Below are 14,767 nucleotides of genomic sequence, written 5' to 3' on the forward strand. Positions count from 1 at the left end.
TCTCAGCGCGTTCCGACCTTGAGGCCGGGCGCGGGGCGCTCCTCGAGGATACGGCGGCGGAAGCGGAAGAGGGCGGCGGGCCGCCCGCCCGTCGCGGAGGTGGAGGCGCCCGTCGGCTCGACCAGTTCCGCGCCCTCGACGAGGCGGCGGAAATTCTGCTTGTGCAGGTGCCGGCCGGAGATCGCCTCCACGGTCGCCTGCAACTCGGTGAGGGTGAATTCCGGCGCCATCAGCTCGAAGATCACCGGACGGTATTTGATCTTGCCGCGCAGCCGCGCCATGGCGGTGGCGAGGATGCGGCGATGGTCGTGCCGCATGGCGACGCCCGGCGAGGGCTGGCCGGGCCGGGCGCGCCCGTCCGTCACCGCCTCCTCGGCAAGGCCCGCTTCGTAGAGCAGTTCGTAGCGCTCCAGCACGCGCTCCTCGTCCCAGGGGAAATCGTCGAGGCCGAAGGCGAGGCGCACGCGGGTGAGCGGCGGGGGCGTGGAGGCCGCCCGCTCTTCGCGCAGGGCATCGCCCGCCCAGCATTTCAGCGCCGGCAGGATGACCTGGTCGAGCATGGCCGGCCGGCCCTGCCGCCAGTCCTCCCAGGGAAGATAGGTGTACCAGTCGCGCCAGGCCGCGCCCGCCTCGGCCAGCCGCTCGTTCGCCTCGTCGTCCGTGCGGGCAAGTGCGAGATAGCCGACGGAGACCATGTGCGTGCCGGCCTCGTCGGGCAGCTTCTGGCGGCCGCGGTCGCCGAACGTGTAGAGCTGCTCGATATAGCCGAGCTTCAGCGCCGTCTGCGCCTCCACGCTGGCGCGCAGGCTCGCCTCGAAGGTGCGGTGCTGCTGCGGGGCGAAGGGGCCGAAGGGCAGCGCGTCGCGCGCACCCGGGCCTTCGCCGGCGACCGCGAGGATCGACGGGCTGCGGCCGGAAATGGCGACGACCGCCGCATTGAGGCCGATCTCGACAGGCGGGCGGGTAAGGGCGTCCGTCATGGTCCGCCCCGCTCCGGCACGGCGGAAAAGACGAAGGGGCTGTCGCCGACATAGTCCGCCCCGCGCCCGATGGCCCGGACGGCGGCGACGAGCCGCCCGCCGCGATCCAGCACACGGTCGCCGATCTCGACGAGCCGCGCATTCGGCGTTGCCTGCACGGAGGCCTGCCGCAGGCGCAGCGCCAGCGCGTGGTCGTCCTGATCCGGCTCCACGGCGAGCGCGATGAGGAGGGCGGCGGCCGGCGAGCGGGAAACGCCCATCTGGCAATGGACGAGAAGCGGCGCCTGCCGGTCCCAGCCGCGGGCGAAGGCGAGAATGGCCGCCACATGCTCTTCGCCGGGCGCGACGAGTTTGCCCGTGCCGGCAAAGGCGATATCGTTGACGCCGAGGATGAGGTGCCGGCCGGCGGAGATCACGGCCGGGCGGTGGAAATCCTGCCTCGGCGCGACGAGGCTCACCATTTCGCGGCAGCCGTGCCGGACGGCGAGCTCGGCGATCTTCGGAAGGGGGGCGACGACGATCCGGCCCATCCTCACACCGCCGCGGCGGGAAGGCCGCGCTCCTCTTCCAGCGCCGCGAAACGCTCGCAGAAGCGCGCCTGCGCTTGCGTTGCCGGCATGGGGGCGATGTCGAGCATGTCGCGCGTGACGCCGCGCGGCGCGCCGAAGAATTTCGTCGCCTCGGCATGGGAGAAGCCGGCAAGCTCCGTCGCCTCGAAGAAGGCGGCGACCTGGTCGGCCTTCTTGATCTTCGCCTTCAGCGCGGCGGGCGTTGCGGGCGGCAGGCCGAAGCGCAGGTGGATGGCGGCCTCCAGCCGCTTCTCCACCGTCTTGTAGCCGCCGCCGACGACCGCCTTGAAGGGCGAGATCATGTCGCCGATCACGTATTCCGGCGCGTCGTGCAGCAGCGCCACGAGACATTCGCCCGCATCGCAGCGGTTCTGCCGGCGAAAGATCGCCTCCACGACGAGCGAATGCTGCGCGACGGAAAAGGCATGGTCGCCATGCGTCTGCCCGTTCCAGCGCGCGACGCGGGCAAGGCCGTGCGCGATGTCGGAAAGCTCGATGTCGAGCGGCGAAGGGTTGAGAAGATCGAGCCGGCGGCCGGACAGCATGCGCTGCCATGCGCGCGGCTCGGTTTTCGCGCGGGGGGCGGTCATTGGGATGCGTGGCCGGAAATGCCGGCCTCCTTTTCGCGCGGTGCTCGGCGCTCACCCCCCTCTGGCCTGCCGGCCATCTCCCCCTCAAGGGGGGAGATTGGATGGGGCACTGCTTCGCCCTTCTTTAACGTCGGAGGTTGAGCAGGGAGCGGGCCACTCGCCGATCTCCCCCCTTGAGGGGGAGATGGCCGGCAGGCCAGAGGGGGGTATGGCACCCGCCGCGACGGCAACGAATCCGCACTCATTGCGCCGGCGCCTCGGCGGCTTCCTCGGGGAAGGCGAGGCCGGTCCAGGCGGGAAGCTCCAGCGTCACGGGCACGTCGCCCGCGGTAATCGGCGTGCCCGTGCGCATGGCGTCCGCCGCACGGTCGAGGCGCACGATGGCGAGGCCAAGGGGGCCGGAGACGGTGCCGAGCGTGCCGATGGGCTTGCCGCCGGCAAGAAGCTCCGTGCCGGTCTCGGGAAGGGCGGTTTCGGCCTTGACGATGACCGGGCGGCGGCGCGCCGTGCCGCGATGCTGCATGCGGGAGACGACCTCCTGCCCGACATAGCAGCCCTTGCGGAAGGAAAGGCCGCCGTTGCGGTCGAGCAGCACGTCATGCGGGAAGGCGTCGGAAAGCGCGTAGTCCCGGCCGGATTCGGGAAGTCCGGCGGCAATGCGAAGGCCGTCGTAAAGAGTAGGGGCATCGGCGCCGCCCGCGCCCGGCCGGCGGGAGACCGTCAGGCCTGCGGCGGCGAAACGGGCGTCGCGCGGCGCATCCGCCTCGGGCGCATCCCATGCCACGGTCACCGCGTCGCCCTTAACGGCGGCGAGGTCCACCGCGGCGCGCAGCTTGTAGAGGGTGAGGCGTTTCAGCAGCCCGTCGCGCTGCTCTGCGCCCGTCTCGATCAGGAAGGCGTCCGCGCCGTCGCGGCGGATGAGGAAGTCGAACAGGATCTTGCCCTGCGGCGTCAGAAGCGCGCCGGGGCGGATTTCGCCTTCGGGCAGGGACGGCAGGTCCGTGGTGATCAGGGCTTGCAGGAAAGTCTCGGCATCCTTGCCGGAAAGGCGGAGAAAGGCGCGGCCGGAAAGCGTGACGGAAGGCATGTTTCGATCCAGTTTTGCGCGCGCCGGCAGGGGCCGGCGGCAGGCGGCGCATCGCTGCGCCTTTGGAAACAGAGGTAGAACGGCAGGGCCGCTTTCGCAAGGTGCGGGGCTTTTTCTCTCGTATAGGCAACGCGTAGAAAGGCAGCCCCTCATCCGGCCTGCCGGCCACCTTCTCCCCGCAAGCGGGGCGAAGGGGATACGCCGCGCCGGTTTCCTCAAACAAAAGCGGTTAGTAGGGCAAGTCCCCTCTCCCCGCTTGCGGGGAGAGGGTTAGGGTGAGGGGCAAGCTCCAGATGTGAGGGAAAATGGGCCGCCGTCGTACGAACTAAAAAAGCCGGGTTCACTCACCCGTGACGAAGAACTTCCATTCTCCGTCCGGCGTGATGCCGACGCGGTAGAAATTGTAGCTGCCGAATTCCTGCATGTCGGCGTAGTCGCCGGCGGTCACGAGGCGCAGGAGATCCACCTTTTCCGGCGGCGTCAGGCTGGCGAGCGGCTTTTCGGCGAAATAGGGCCAGACATACATGTCGTCCGGCGTGCCGGCGCCGACATGGGCAAAGCCGGTGGAGAGCACGTCGAGCAGGATGGCGAGCACCTCGATGCCGTCCGGATCGCCGGACTGGCCTTTCAGCGTCTCGACCGGGCCCTCCTCGCTCTCGACCATGGAGACCTGCGTCTGCGTCACGCCCTTGCCGAGCAGCGGGCGAAGGCGCTCGATATCGCCGGAGGCGGCCGCCTCGACGATGAGCTGGCGCATGCGGCGAACGGGCTCCGGCGCCTTCTCGATATCGTAGAACACCTCGACCGGCGTCTGCGGCTCGTCCTCGGCGGGCGCGTCGTCCGCGGGCTCCGTCACGGCCTGGTTCTTGCGGACGATGGGATCGGGAAGCGGCAGTTCGAGGGGGCTTGCTTCCTCTCCGTCCTGCTCCGTCTCGGCCGGTGCGGCCTTCTCCTCTTCGGCGGGCTTCTGCTGCGCCACGCCCTGTTCGTGCCTCAGCTCGCTGAGGGCGAAGGCGGGGCGCAAGGGCAGGGTGAGCGCCGTCGTGCCGAAGAGTACGGTGAACGCGATAAGGCTGCCGCGAAGCAGCTTCTTGCCGTCAGCCTTCGTCTGCATGATGTGTCTTTCCAGCCTATTGCAGGATGCGCTCGGGGGAGAATTCTCCGGCCAGCATGCGCTCGCGCAGCGAATCAAGCAAGGCTTCCGCGCCGCGCTCGCCATGGACCCGGATCGTCTCGCGCAAGGCGAGCGCGATGGCTGCATCGGCGATGATTTCCGCCTCGATGCCGTCCGCCATGCCATCGGCCCAAGCCTCGTTCTGGTATTCCAGAGCGGCCTGCATCTTCTCGTGCACGATCATCTCGTCGATATCGTTGAGAGTAGGTTCCATAGATCGGTCCATGCGAGGCATTCAGTTCTTACTTGACTGTTAACGACCTTAGCAGCCTTTTCCCAAAACGGCACTGGCTGCTGGAAAAACAGGTTAATTAATCGCTAATTCCCGAACCTTGCGGTAATTTCCGTGGCAAGTGTTGCTCCTTCGGCACGGTATCTTCCTTCTGCGACAACGGCCGAGTCGGTGCAAGCCGTATAGATGGCCGCAAAGGAGCGGTATCCACGGTTGAATGCCGCCGTCAGCCGTTCCTGCCGCTTCGGCTCGCCTGCCGCTTCGAGGTCGATGAGGCGCTGCATGGAGCCGCGCCACTCGTCCTCCGCCTTGTCCGTGCAGAGATTGCGCAGGTAACTCACCGCCCCGAGGATTTCCGACAGCCGCTCCAGCCGCTCGTCATAGGGCGCCGGCTTTTCCACGGCCGCCTCGGGTGTCTGCGCGGCCTTGTCGTCCTTCGCCGACTGGGCGAAAGCGGGGGCGGCAAGGGCGAGGAGCAGGAGGAGCGCGGGGCGGAGCCTCATGCGGAAAGCTCCGCGCGCTCGGCTTCCAGGCGGCGGATGCATTCGCGCACGCTGTCGGGCGCCGGCATCTTCTCGATCTCGCCCGCTGTGTACCAGCCGACGCTTGCCGCGTCGTCCGCGGCGACGGCGACCGCGTTCTCGTCCGCCTTCACCTTGAAGACGGAGAGGAAGAAGGAGGGGCTGCCGGGGCCGTCTTCGCGGCCGGGCAGGTCGTAGGTGGCGAAGAGCACCGGCTTTTCGGCGCGCAGGCCCGTTTCCTCGAAGAGTTCGCGCAGCGCCGTCTCGGCCGGGCTCTCGCCCGGCTCGCCGCGCCCGCCCGGAAAGGCGTACATCGCGTCCGACGGCGGCTTGGTGCGCAGCACGAGCAGGTAGCGCCCGTCGCGCTCGACGATGGCGGAGGAGGCGGGCTGGGGCATCTTCGACGTCTTCATCGCGGGTCCGGTTCGGGTGGGTCGTTGACCCCTTATAGGCAAAGTGCGATGACGACGCCATGTGTGGACGCTTCGCATTGCTGGCCAGGGCCGACCTTCTCCGCGAGTTCCTCAATCTCGTGAACCTGGAGGAGCCGCCGGCGCGCTACAACATCGCCCCGACGCAGCCGATCCTCGTCGTCGTGGCCGGCGACAGGCAGGTGCCCGGCAGCAACCTGCCGGAGCGCAAGGCGCTTCTGGTGCGCTGGGGCTTCATGCCCGGCTGGGTGAAGGATCCGCAGGATTTTCCGCTGCTGATCAACGCGCGCGCCGAAACGGCGATCGGCAAGGCCTCGTTCCGCGCCGCCATGCGGCATCGGCGCATCCTCGTGCCGGCCTCCGGCTTCTTCGAATGGCGACGGCCGGCGGACAAGGGCGCGAAGGCGCAGGCCTATTTCATCCGCCCGAAGAGGGGCGAGATCGTCGCCTTCGCCGGCCTGATGGAGACATGGTCGTCCGCGGACGGTTCGGAAGTCGATACCGGCGCCATCCTGACGACGGCCGCCAATGCCGATATCGCCCGCATCCACGACCGCATGCCCGTCGTCATCCGCCCGGAGGATTTTTCCCGCTGGCTCGATTGCAAGACGCAGGAGCCGCGCGAGGTGGAAGACCTGATGCGGCCCATCGAGGAAGGCTTCTTCGAGGCGATCCCGGTGTCGGACAAGGTGGGCAAGGTCTCAAACATGGGGCCGGACATCCTGGAGCCGGTGGAGGAGATCGCGGAACCGGAAACGAAGAAGGGCGCAGACGCGCCCCCGAAGGCCGGGCAAAAGCCCGACCAGCTTTCGCTGTTCTGAGCCGTTTATTCGTAGAGCGGCTGGAGGACAGCGGGGATTTCGCGCGGCGTGCGCTGCTCGTCCTTGGCCTTGGTTTCCGCCCTGCACCGGGTCGCCGCGACGACGGCCGGAAGGCCGAGCGGCTTGTAGCGCGCCTGCAGCGTCTCGCTGGCGGCGGGTTGGGCGGGTTTCCTTGCGGTCGACATGTCACTCTCCTGATGATGGCTCATTGAGCAGGCGCCTTTGATTCCCCAGGCGCCGCCCTGACGAGCGATGTGATTATGCGGCCCATTCGGCCAAATTCTGCTCAAATCTTGATCGCTCTGCGGCAAACGGCGGGATTGGCGGTCAAGAATTGTGACGGCGGCTAACAATGGTTTCCCGCCGCCCGCCTTCGGGGCCTGTCTGGCCGGCCGGGAGGAGCGGGATTTTCGCACCCGCCCGCTTGACCGGGCGCGTGGAGGGCGCGATAAAGCAGGCCATGAAAACGGTACTCTGCATTCGCCGGAGCATTATTCGCTAGCGCACGCGCTGGCCTGGCCGTTTTCGTCCCTCAAAATCCCCGGATGACAACGACCCGGCCAGCCGGGTTTACGCATTTTGGGAGATTCTCATGGCCGAAAAGCCGGTCCTGTCGCTGTACAACACGCTCACGCGGTCGAAGGAGCCCTTCGCTCCGATCGATTCCGACAATGTGCGCATGTATGTCTGCGGCCCGACGGTCTACGACTTCGCCCATATCGGCAATGCCCGCCCGGTCATCGTCTTCGACGTGCTGTTCCGGCTGCTGCGCCATCTCTACGGCGAAAGCCACGTCACCTATGCCCGCAACATCACCGACGTGGACGACAAGATCAACGCGCGGGCGTTGCGCGACTTCGGTCCGCAGATCGCGGACGGCTCGCTGTCGCTGAACGAGGCGATCCGCCGCGTGACGGAGAAGACGGCGAACCAGTTCCATTCGGATATCGAAATGCTCGGCGCGATCGCCCCGACGCACGAGCCGCGCGCCACCGAGTTCGTCCAGCCGCGCGCGGACGGCAAGGCGGACATGATCACGCTCATTCAGCGTCTCGTCGAGCGCGGCCATGCCTATGAAACCAATGGCGAAGTGCTGTTCGACACCGGCTCGATGGCCGACTACGGCCAGCTTTCGAAGCGCAATCTCGACGAACAGCAGGCCGGCGCCCGCGTCGCCGTCGACGTGCACAAGAAGAACCCCGGCGACTTCGTGCTCTGGAAGCTCTCCTCGCCGGAGGAACCGGGCTGGCAGTCTCCTTGGGGTAGAGGCCGGCCGGGTTGGCATATCGAGTGCTCGGCCATGTCGGCGGCCTATCTCGGCGAGACGTTCGACATCCACGGCGGCGGGCTCGACCTCATCTTCCCGCACCACGAGAACGAGATCGCCCAGTCGCGCTGCGCCCACGGCACGAAGGTCATGGCGAACGTCTGGATGCACAACGGCTTCGTGCAGGTCGAAGGCCGCAAGATGTCGAAGTCGGAGGGCAATTTCGTCACGATCCACGAATTGCTGCACGAGGAGAAGTTCGGCGGGCGCAAGTGGCCGGGCGAAGTGCTGCGCCTTGCCATGCTGATGACGCATTACCGCGAACCGATCGACTTCTCCGTCAAGCGGCTGGAGGAGGCCGAGCGCCTCCTCGCCAAGTGGCCGGCCGGCGGCAACCCCGCCGAAGGCCGCGTCGACGGCACCGTCCTTGCGCCCCTTCTCGACGACCTCAACACCGTCGGCGCGGTGCAGGCGCTTCATGCGCTTGCCCAATGCGCCAACGCCGACCCCTTGATGCTGCCCGTCTTCGCCGCCAGCGCCGCCCTCCTCGGCGTCCTGCCGAAGAAGGCCGAGGTCTCCAAGGCGCTGGAAGACAGCATCGACGCCGTCATCCAGCTCCGCCTCGAAATGCTGAAGGCAAAGAACTTCACCGAAGCCGACAAGATCCGCGACGACCTCGCCACCAGGGGCATCCAGCTCAAGGACGGCAAGGACCCGTCCACCGGCGAGCGCGTGACGACCTGGGAGGTCAAGCGGTGACCACACCCTTCTACACCGGCGGATGCCAGTGCGGTGCGGTTCGCTTTCATGTCGAGGGCGCGCTTGGGGATGCGTCGGTCTGCCATTGCCGCATGTGCCAGAAGGCGGCCGGCAATTTCTATCTGCCGCTCGTTTCCGTGCGCGGCGCGAAGCTCGCCTGGACGCGGGGCGAGCCGAAGCGTTTTCGCTCGTCGAACCACGGCTATCGCGGCTTCTGCGCCGATTGCGGCACGCCGCTGACCTACGAGGCGCCGGACGGCGTGGCGCTGACCATCGCCACGTTCGACGATCCGGCGGAGATCGCCCCGCGCATCCAGTGGGGCATCGAGGCGAAGCTGCCCTATGTCGACACGATCGCCGCGCTGCCGGGCGAGGACACCATGGCGGATGCGGAGGCGGCGTCCTTCCTCGCCGACCTCGTTTCCTATCAGCACCCCGACCACGACACCGACAAATGGCCACCGGAGGAACAGAGATGACCGAAACCTTCCGTACCGGGGGCTGCCAGTGCGGCGCCGTCCGCTTCCGCATCCGGGGCGAGCTCGGCCGCCCGTCGATCTGCCATTGCCGCATGTGCCAGAAGCAGTTCGGCGGCTTCTTCGGCCCGCTCGTCACCGCCAAGGGCGAGGTGGAATGGACGCGCGAGGAGCCGGCCTATTTCCAGTCCTCGATCAATATCGCCCGCGGCTTCTGCAGGCATTGCGGCACGCCGCTGACCTACAGGCATCCGGGCGGTATCGAGATCGCCATCGGCGCCTTCGACGAGCGCGACGACCTCGCCCCGCAGATCCAGGTCAATTATTCCGCGCGCCTGCCCTGGGTGGAGACGATCTTTTCCGCGCCCGTGCATGACGACCCGGATTTCTACAGCCAGCAGGAGAAGATCATCTCCTTCCAGCATCCCGACCATGAGACGGAAAACTGGCCGGCCCACGGACTGAAACTATGAGCGAAACGTTGCGTACCCTCTATCCCGGGATCGAACCCTATGCCTCGGGCCATCTCGACGTCGGAGACGGGCACACGATCTACTGGGAGCGCGTCGGCACGCCCGGCGCAAAGCCCGCCGTCTTCCTGCACGGCGGGCCGGGCGGTACCATCTCGCCGAACCATCGCCGCCTGTTCGACCCGAAGCTCTACGACGTGACGCTGTTCGACCAGCGCGGCTGCGGCAGGTCCACGCCGCATGCGGAGCTTGAAGCCAACACGACCTGGCACCTCGTTTCCGATATCGAGCGGCTGCGCGAGATGGCGGGTGCGGAAAAGTGGCTGGTCTTCGGCGGCTCCTGGGGCTCGACGCTGGCGCTCGCCTATGCGCAGAAACATCCGGAACGCGTCAGCGAACTCGTCGTGCGCGGCATCTACATGCTGACGAAGGCCGAGCTCGACTGGTACTACCAGTTCGGCGTCTCGGAAATGTTCCCGGACAAGTGGGAGCGTTTCGTGGAGCCCATCCCGCCGGAAGAGCGCCACGAGATGATGCTGGCCTATCACCGCCGCCTGACGAGCGAGGACAGGGCGACGCGCCTCGCCGCCGCCAAGGCCTGGAGCCTGTGGGAAGGCGAGACGATCACGCTTCTGCCCGAGCCGGCGACGAGCGATCCCTTCGCCGAGGAGGACTACGCCCACGCCTTCGCCCGCATCGAGAACCATTTCTTCGTCAATGCCGGCTGGCTGGAGGAAGGGCAGCTCCTGCGCGAGGCGCACAAGCTCGCCGGCATTCCCGGCGTGATCGTGCATGGCCGCTACGACATGCCGTGCCCGGCGAAATACGCCTGGGCGCTGCACAAGGCCTGGCCGGACGCCGAATTCCACCTCATCGAGGGCGCCGGCCACGCCTATTCCGAACCCGGCATCCTCGACCGCCTGATCTACGCGACCGACATGTTCGCGGGTAAGGTCTAGCGCCGTGCGTGCCGCTTTCACCCCCCTCTGGCCTGCCGGCCATCTCCCCCTCAAGGGGGGAGATTGACTTGTTGTCACGTCTCGCCCATCTCGAACGATGAGGATGGAGCAATGTTGGTCCCACTTGCCAATCTCCCTCCTTGAGGGGGAGATGGCCGGCAGGCCAGAGGGGGGTATCGCATCCGCATATCTGAAAGATTGCCTCCCGGGAGGGAACCCATGAGAAAAGACCGTATCCACCTCTTCGACACCACGCTTCGCGACGGCCAGCAGACGCCGGGCATCGATTTTTCCGTCGAGGACAAGATCGCCATCGCCACCATGCTGGACGAGTTCGGGCTGGACTATGTCGAGGGCGGCTATCCGGGCGCCAATCCGACGGATACGGCTTTCTTCGCGAAGAAGCGCACGGGCCGCGCGAAATTCGTCGCCTTCGGCATGACGAAGCGCGCCGGCGTGTCCGCCTCCAACGATCCCGGCCTTGCCGCGCTCCTCGATTCGAAGAGCGATGCGATCTGTCTCGTCGCCAAGAGCTGGGACTATCATGTGCGCGTGGCGCTCGGCTGTTCCAACGAGGAGAACCTCGAGAGCATCGCCGAATCCGTGAAGGCCGTCGTCGCCTCCGGCCGCGAATCCATGGTGGATTGCGAGCATTTCTTCGACGGCTACAAGGCCAATCCCGCCTATGCGCTCGCCTGCGCGAAGACGGCGTTTTCCGCCGGCGCGCGCTGGGTCGTCCTGTGCGACACCAATGGCGGCACGCAGCCCTCCGAAATCCGCGAGATCGTCGCGGCGGTGATCGCGGCCGGCGTGCCGGGCGAAAACCTCGGCATCCACGCCCATAACGATACGGGACAGGCCGTCGCCAATTCGCTTGCCGCCGTCGAGGCCGGCGTGCGCCAGATCCAGGGCACGCTGAACGGCATCGGCGAGCGCTGCGGCAACGCCAATCTCGTGACCCTCATCCCGACGCTCGCGCTGAAGGAAGCGTATAACAGCCGCTTCGAGATCGGCATCGACACGGAAAAGCTCGCCGGCCTCACCAAGCTCGCGCATACCTTCGACGAGTTGCTGAACCGCTCGCCGGAGCAGCAGGCGCCCTATGTCGGCGCCTCGGCCTTCGCCACCAAGGCCGGCATCCACGCCTCCGCGCTCCTCAAGGACCCGCGCACCTACGAGCATGTGACGCCCGAAAGCGTCGGCAACCTGCGCAAGGTCATGGTGTCGGACCAGGGCGGCAAGGCGAATTTCATCAATGCGCTGAAGCTGCGCGGCATCGCCGTCGCCAAGGACGATCCGAAGCTCGACCGCCTCATCCAGATCGTCAAGGAGCGCGAGGCGACCGGCTATGCCTATGAGGGTGCGGATGCGAGCTTTGCGCTTCTCGCCTACCGCACGCTCGGCTCGGTGCCGGATTTCTTCCATGTCGAAAGCTTTCGCGTGATGGTGGAGCGCCGCTACGACGTCAACGGCCAGCTCAAGACCGTCTCCGAGGCGGTGGTGCGGCTGATCGTCGACGGTGAGACCATGATGTCCGTCGCCGAGGGTCACGGCCCGGTCAACGCGCTCGACCTTGCCCTGCGCAAGGACCTCGGCAAGTACCAGAGCGAAATCGCCGACCTCGAGCTTGCCGACTACAAGGTGCGCATCCTCAACGGCGGCACGGAGGCCATCACCCGCGTCCTCATCGAATCCGCCGACGCCACCGGCGCCCGCTGGTGGACGGTCGGCGTCTCCGACAACATCATCGACGCCTCCTTCCAGGCCCTGATGGACTCGATCGTCTACAAGCTCCTGAAGAACCGCGGCGAGGCGGGCCGGGTGGCGGCGGAATAGGTGAGGGGTGTTTGATTTCCCGTGTAGACGATGCCATATTGTCTACACAGGGAGAACGCCATGGCGCTCAATATCCGCAACCGGCAGGTGGACGTGCTGGCCGAAAAGCTGGCAACGCGCCGGCGTGTCACCAAGACCGAGGCAGTGCGCATCGCGCTTGAGAACGAGCTGCGCCGTTCCGATGGACAGCCCTCCCTATGGGAGAGGCTTGGGCCGCTCCGTGGCCGCGTGGCGGCCCGGCAACCGACCGGCCTTGCCGCGGACAAGGCTTTTTTCGATGAACTGAGCGGCGAATACTGATGTTCGTCGACGCATCGGTGATGATCGCCATCCTGACCGGCGAAGACGGCGGCGAAATCCATGCAGGCCTCATCGAGGACGCCCGGCGCAGGATTACCTCCGTCATGGCTACCTGGGAGGCATCGGTCGGCCTCTTCCGCAAGACCGGCCTTTCGATGAATGAGGCAAGGGCCGTCGTCCGGGAATTCGTCGAAGTCGCCGGCATCGATGTCCTGCCGGTCGAGCCGGAGGACGAGGCGCTGGCACTGGCGATCTTCGAGACGAACGGTCGCCATACCGTCAGCGACGCCGAGCGCAACCGCGCCCTCAACATGGCCGATTGTTTCCACTACGCTGTCGCAAGGCGCCAGGGCGTGCCGATCCTCACGAAGGATGCAGGCTTCCTTTCGACCGGCCTCGTCGTTCTCGGCCTCTCGGCGCAGTAGCTGCGGTTCAGCGCGGTTCATTCTCCCTTCACCGGAATGAATTGGTGCATTCACGGGTGTTGGAGTATTCCGGCGCAAATCCGATGTTTTGACGGGAAACGACACGATGGCCGATGAAAACGCCTCCGGCGCCACCAAGACCGGCGATTCGCCGCGTGGTTTCATGTTCGCGCTGGTGGCCTATCTGCTCTGGGGCTTCCTGCCCTTCTTCATGAAGGCCGTCGCGCATATTCCCGCGCCCGAAGTGGTGGCGCACCGTATCATCTGGTCGGTGCCGCTTGCCGGCCTCGTGCTCGTCTGGCTCGGCCGCACGTCGGAGGTGAAGGCGGCGCTGCGCTCGCCGCGCATGATCGCCATGGCGACGCTGACGGCCGTGCTGATCACCGTCAACTGGGGCATCTATGTCTGGGCGATCGGCGCGGGCAGGGCGATCGAGACGGCGCTCGGCTATTACATCAATCCGCTCTTCTCGATCTTCCTCGGCGCGGTGCTGCTCAAGGAAAAGCCGAGCCCGGCGCAGATGGTGGCGATCGGCCTTGCGGCCTGCGCCGTGGCGATCCTCGCCTTCGATGCGGGCGGCCTGCCGTGGGTGTCGCTCGGCCTCTGCTTTTCCTGGGGCTTCTACGCCTTCTTCCGCAAGACGCTGCCGATCGGGCCGAACCAGGGCTTCTTCCTGGAGGTGCTGCTGCTCAGCGTTCCGGCGCTCGGCTATGTCGTGTGGCTGGAGGTGACGGGGCGCGGGCATTTCGGCGACACCGGCACGGCCGACGTCCTGTGGCTGCTGTCCTGCGGCATCGTCACCGCCATACCGCTGATGATCTATGCCAACGGCGCGAAGCTCCTGAAGCTCTCCACCATCGGCATCATGCAGTACATCGCCCCGACGATGATCTTCATCATCGCCGTCTTCGCCTTCGGCGAGCCCTTCGGCACCACCAAGCTCGTCGCCTTCGCCTTCATCTGGGCGGCGCTCTTCCTCTATTCGGGTTCGATGCTGCGCATGGCGCGCGCAAAGCGGCTTGCTCCAGCGGAGTGAGGGGCGGAAGTTATTCCTGCTTGGATTGCGCTTATCCAAGCTCGCATCCCTTACCGTCGTCATGGTCGGGCTTGACCCGACCATCCATGCTGCGGGTGCCGTGTGGATCCTCGGGTCGAGCCCGAGGATGACGGAAGAGAGGGATGTGCGAGGCCGCTCGGCGCTGGGCGCAAGGCCATCAGCGCTGGGTTGCGAAGCTTGGGGTGCCTAGAGCCGGGCGATGATCTCGGCTTCGCCCTCGCGGTCGACCTGGCTGGCCCAGTGGTCGAGGAGGGCGCTGACGATCTCTTCCGGCTCGTCGATGACCATCGGCTGGACGAGATGGGCGGTGTGGATGAAGCCCTCGTCGGCCATGTGGCGGATGAGTTTCAGCATCGGATCCCAGAAACCGCCGGTATTGGCGAAGACCATTGGCTTGCGGTGGCGACCGAGCTGCGCCCAGGTCATCACCTCGACGATTTCCTCCAGCGTGCCGATGCCGCCCGGAAGCGCGATGAAGGCGTCCGCGCGGTCGAACATCTTGTGCTTGCGCTCGTGCATGTCGGGCGTGACGATGAGTTCGCTGAGCTGGCCGAGGGAGTGCCGGGTGGCCTCCTTCTCCATGAGGAATTGCGGTATGATGCCGGTGACGCGCCCGCCGTTGGAAAGCACGCCGCTGGCAACGGCGCCCATCAGGCCCTTCGTGCCGCCGCCGTAGACGAGGCGCAGGTGGTTTTCGGCCATCGCCTTGCCGAGGCGCCGGCCGGCGTCGACATAGGCGGAATCGCGTCCCGGCTGGGAACCGCAGTAAACGCAGACGGATCGAATCGGTAGGGTATGTTCGCTCATGGCCGG

Annotated in this window: 19 protein-coding genes; 9 read left to right on the forward strand and 10 right to left on the reverse strand. The window is 66.6% G+C overall.

Annotated elements, in window-relative coordinates:
* Positions 1-2 precede the first annotated feature (2 nt).
* The 8 genes from ACZ5TO_RS04915 to ACZ5TO_RS04950 all read right to left on the reverse strand — a co-directional run bounded on the left by ACZ5TO_RS04915 (position 3) and on the right by ACZ5TO_RS04950 (position 5,566).
* Complete coding sequence (locus ACZ5TO_RS04915; RefSeq protein ID WP_464799760.1) at positions 3-980, reverse strand: NUDIX hydrolase; 978 nt, start codon at positions 978-980, stop codon at positions 3-5.
* Entirely contained in the window at positions 977-1,510 is a 534-nt protein-coding gene (locus ACZ5TO_RS04920; protein WP_464799761.1) for a tyrosine phosphatase family protein, read from the reverse strand. Before ACZ5TO_RS04920 ends, ACZ5TO_RS04915 begins: the two co-directional genes overlap by 4 nt.
* A 2-nt stretch (positions 1,511-1,512) precedes the next feature.
* A complete protein-coding gene (locus tag ACZ5TO_RS04925; RefSeq protein WP_464799762.1) occupies positions 1,513-2,139 on the reverse strand; it encodes a YfbR-like 5'-deoxynucleotidase in 627 nt (208 codons plus the stop codon).
* 241 nt (positions 2,140-2,380) lie between these two features.
* Positions 2,381-3,226, reverse strand: a complete 846-nt coding sequence (ygfZ, locus tag ACZ5TO_RS04930; protein WP_464799763.1) for a CAF17-like 4Fe-4S cluster assembly/insertion protein YgfZ — start codon at positions 3,224-3,226, stop codon at positions 2,381-2,383.
* A 340-nt stretch (positions 3,227-3,566) separates the two neighbouring features.
* On the reverse strand, positions 3,567-4,340 hold the full coding sequence (locus ACZ5TO_RS04935; protein WP_464799764.1) for a hypothetical protein: 774 nt from the start codon (positions 4,338-4,340) through the stop codon (positions 3,567-3,569).
* A 16-nt stretch (positions 4,341-4,356) separates the two neighbouring features.
* Positions 4,357-4,626, reverse strand: coding sequence for a hypothetical protein (locus tag ACZ5TO_RS04940; protein WP_184144678.1), 270 nt, complete (start codon positions 4,624-4,626; stop codon positions 4,357-4,359).
* A 92-nt stretch (positions 4,627-4,718) separates the two neighbouring features.
* Positions 4,719-5,135: a TIGR02301 family protein gene (locus ACZ5TO_RS04945; RefSeq protein WP_464799765.1), complete on the reverse strand. Its 417-nt coding sequence runs from the start codon at positions 5,133-5,135 to the stop codon at positions 4,719-4,721.
* Positions 5,132-5,566 (reverse strand): NUDIX domain-containing protein, encoded by a 435-nt coding sequence (locus ACZ5TO_RS04950; RefSeq protein WP_464799766.1) that lies wholly within the window; start codon positions 5,564-5,566, stop codon positions 5,132-5,134. The genes ACZ5TO_RS04945 and ACZ5TO_RS04950 overlap by 4 nt, the downstream gene beginning before the upstream one ends.
* A 59-nt stretch (positions 5,567-5,625) precedes the next feature.
* Between ACZ5TO_RS04950 and ACZ5TO_RS04955 the strand changes: the two genes are divergently transcribed.
* On the forward strand, positions 5,626-6,405 hold the full coding sequence (locus ACZ5TO_RS04955; RefSeq protein ID WP_464799767.1) for an SOS response-associated peptidase: 780 nt from the start codon (positions 5,626-5,628) through the stop codon (positions 6,403-6,405).
* Between the two features lie 5 nt (positions 6,406-6,410).
* Here the strand turns inward: ACZ5TO_RS04955 and ACZ5TO_RS04960 are convergent, their stop codons facing one another.
* Positions 6,411-6,590, reverse strand: a complete 180-nt coding sequence (locus ACZ5TO_RS04960) for a hypothetical protein (protein ID WP_464799768.1) — start codon at positions 6,588-6,590, stop codon at positions 6,411-6,413.
* Positions 6,591-6,997: 407 nt separating this feature from the next.
* Between ACZ5TO_RS04960 and cysS the strand changes: the two genes are divergently transcribed.
* The 8 genes from cysS to rarD all read left to right on the forward strand — a co-directional run bounded on the left by cysS (position 6,998) and on the right by rarD (position 13,933).
* On the forward strand, positions 6,998-8,431 hold the full coding sequence (gene cysS, locus ACZ5TO_RS04965; protein WP_464799769.1) for a cysteine--tRNA ligase: 1,434 nt from the start codon (positions 6,998-7,000) through the stop codon (positions 8,429-8,431).
* Entirely contained in the window at positions 8,428-8,910 is a 483-nt protein-coding gene (locus ACZ5TO_RS04970; protein WP_464799770.1) for a GFA family protein, read from the forward strand. Before cysS ends, ACZ5TO_RS04970 begins: the two co-directional genes overlap by 4 nt.
* Positions 8,907-9,380, forward strand: coding sequence for a GFA family protein (locus ACZ5TO_RS04975; RefSeq protein ID WP_184144670.1), 474 nt, complete (start codon positions 8,907-8,909; stop codon positions 9,378-9,380). The genes ACZ5TO_RS04970 and ACZ5TO_RS04975 overlap by 4 nt, the downstream gene beginning before the upstream one ends.
* A complete protein-coding gene (gene pip / locus ACZ5TO_RS04980; RefSeq protein WP_464799771.1) occupies positions 9,377-10,336 on the forward strand; it encodes a prolyl aminopeptidase in 960 nt (319 codons plus the stop codon). The genes ACZ5TO_RS04975 and pip overlap by 4 nt, the downstream gene beginning before the upstream one ends.
* A 219-nt stretch (positions 10,337-10,555) precedes the next feature.
* Complete coding sequence (gene cimA, locus ACZ5TO_RS04985; RefSeq protein ID WP_464799772.1) at positions 10,556-12,172, forward strand: citramalate synthase; 1,617 nt, start codon at positions 10,556-10,558, stop codon at positions 12,170-12,172.
* 60 nt (positions 12,173-12,232) lie between these two features.
* Entirely contained in the window at positions 12,233-12,472 is a 240-nt protein-coding gene (locus tag ACZ5TO_RS04990) for a type II toxin-antitoxin system VapB family antitoxin (RefSeq protein ID WP_464799773.1), read from the forward strand.
* A complete protein-coding gene (locus ACZ5TO_RS04995) occupies positions 12,472-12,897 on the forward strand; it encodes a PIN domain-containing protein (protein ID WP_464799774.1) in 426 nt (141 codons plus the stop codon). The genes ACZ5TO_RS04990 and ACZ5TO_RS04995 overlap by 1 nt, the downstream gene beginning before the upstream one ends.
* A 106-nt stretch (positions 12,898-13,003) precedes the next feature.
* Entirely contained in the window at positions 13,004-13,933 is a 930-nt protein-coding gene (gene rarD / locus ACZ5TO_RS05000) for an EamA family transporter RarD (protein WP_464799775.1), read from the forward strand.
* Positions 13,934-14,140: 207 nt separating this feature from the next.
* Here the strand turns inward: rarD and ACZ5TO_RS05005 are convergent, their stop codons facing one another.
* The gene (locus tag ACZ5TO_RS05005; RefSeq protein WP_184144664.1) at positions 14,141-14,761 is read right to left on the reverse strand and encodes an LOG family protein; all 621 of its coding nucleotides are present in this window, start codon (positions 14,759-14,761) and stop codon (positions 14,141-14,143) included.
* Positions 14,762-14,767: the final 6 nt, after the last annotated feature.

The sequence above is a fragment of the Shinella sp. Sh6 genome, assembly GCF_055392685.1.

What these genes read in the sequence shown, in the direction of transcription:
- ACZ5TO_RS04940 (WP_184144678.1), bottom strand. Translation starts at nt 4,626, where the DNA reads ATGGACCGATCTATGGAACCTACTCTCAACGATATCGACGAGATGATC.
- ACZ5TO_RS04990 (WP_464799773.1), top strand. Translation starts at nt 12,233, where the DNA reads ATGGCGCTCAATATCCGCAACCGGCAGGTGGACGTGCTGGCCGAAAAG.
- ACZ5TO_RS04945 (WP_464799765.1), bottom strand. Translation starts at nt 5,135, where the DNA reads ATGAGGCTCCGCCCCGCGCTCCTCCTGCTCCTCGCCCTTGCCGCCCCC.
- ACZ5TO_RS04925 (WP_464799762.1), bottom strand. Translation starts at nt 2,139, where the DNA reads ATGACCGCCCCCCGCGCGAAAACCGAGCCGCGCGCATGGCAGCGCATG.
- ACZ5TO_RS04920 (WP_464799761.1), bottom strand. Translation starts at nt 1,510, where the DNA reads ATGGGCCGGATCGTCGTCGCCCCCCTTCCGAAGATCGCCGAGCTCGCC.
- ACZ5TO_RS04975 (WP_184144670.1), top strand. Translation starts at nt 8,907, where the DNA reads ATGACCGAAACCTTCCGTACCGGGGGCTGCCAGTGCGGCGCCGTCCGC.
- rarD (WP_464799775.1), top strand. Translation starts at nt 13,004, where the DNA reads ATGGCCGATGAAAACGCCTCCGGCGCCACCAAGACCGGCGATTCGCCG.
- ACZ5TO_RS04935 (WP_464799764.1), bottom strand. Translation starts at nt 4,340, where the DNA reads ATGCAGACGAAGGCTGACGGCAAGAAGCTGCTTCGCGGCAGCCTTATC.
- pip (WP_464799771.1), top strand. Translation starts at nt 9,377, where the DNA reads ATGAGCGAAACGTTGCGTACCCTCTATCCCGGGATCGAACCCTATGCC.
- ACZ5TO_RS04955 (WP_464799767.1), top strand. Translation starts at nt 5,626, where the DNA reads ATGTGTGGACGCTTCGCATTGCTGGCCAGGGCCGACCTTCTCCGCGAG.
- ACZ5TO_RS04915 (WP_464799760.1), bottom strand. Translation starts at nt 980, where the DNA reads ATGACGGACGCCCTTACCCGCCCGCCTGTCGAGATCGGCCTCAATGCG.
- ACZ5TO_RS05005 (WP_184144664.1), bottom strand. Translation starts at nt 14,761, where the DNA reads ATGAGCGAACATACCCTACCGATTCGATCCGTCTGCGTTTACTGCGGT.
- cysS (WP_464799769.1), top strand. Translation starts at nt 6,998, where the DNA reads ATGGCCGAAAAGCCGGTCCTGTCGCTGTACAACACGCTCACGCGGTCG.
- cimA (WP_464799772.1), top strand. Translation starts at nt 10,556, where the DNA reads ATGAGAAAAGACCGTATCCACCTCTTCGACACCACGCTTCGCGACGGC.
- ygfZ (WP_464799763.1), bottom strand. Translation starts at nt 3,226, where the DNA reads ATGCCTTCCGTCACGCTTTCCGGCCGCGCCTTTCTCCGCCTTTCCGGC.
- ACZ5TO_RS04995 (WP_464799774.1), top strand. Translation starts at nt 12,472, where the DNA reads ATGTTCGTCGACGCATCGGTGATGATCGCCATCCTGACCGGCGAAGAC.
- ACZ5TO_RS04950 (WP_464799766.1), bottom strand. Translation starts at nt 5,566, where the DNA reads ATGAAGACGTCGAAGATGCCCCAGCCCGCCTCCTCCGCCATCGTCGAG.
- ACZ5TO_RS04960 (WP_464799768.1), bottom strand. Translation starts at nt 6,590, where the DNA reads ATGTCGACCGCAAGGAAACCCGCCCAACCCGCCGCCAGCGAGACGCTG.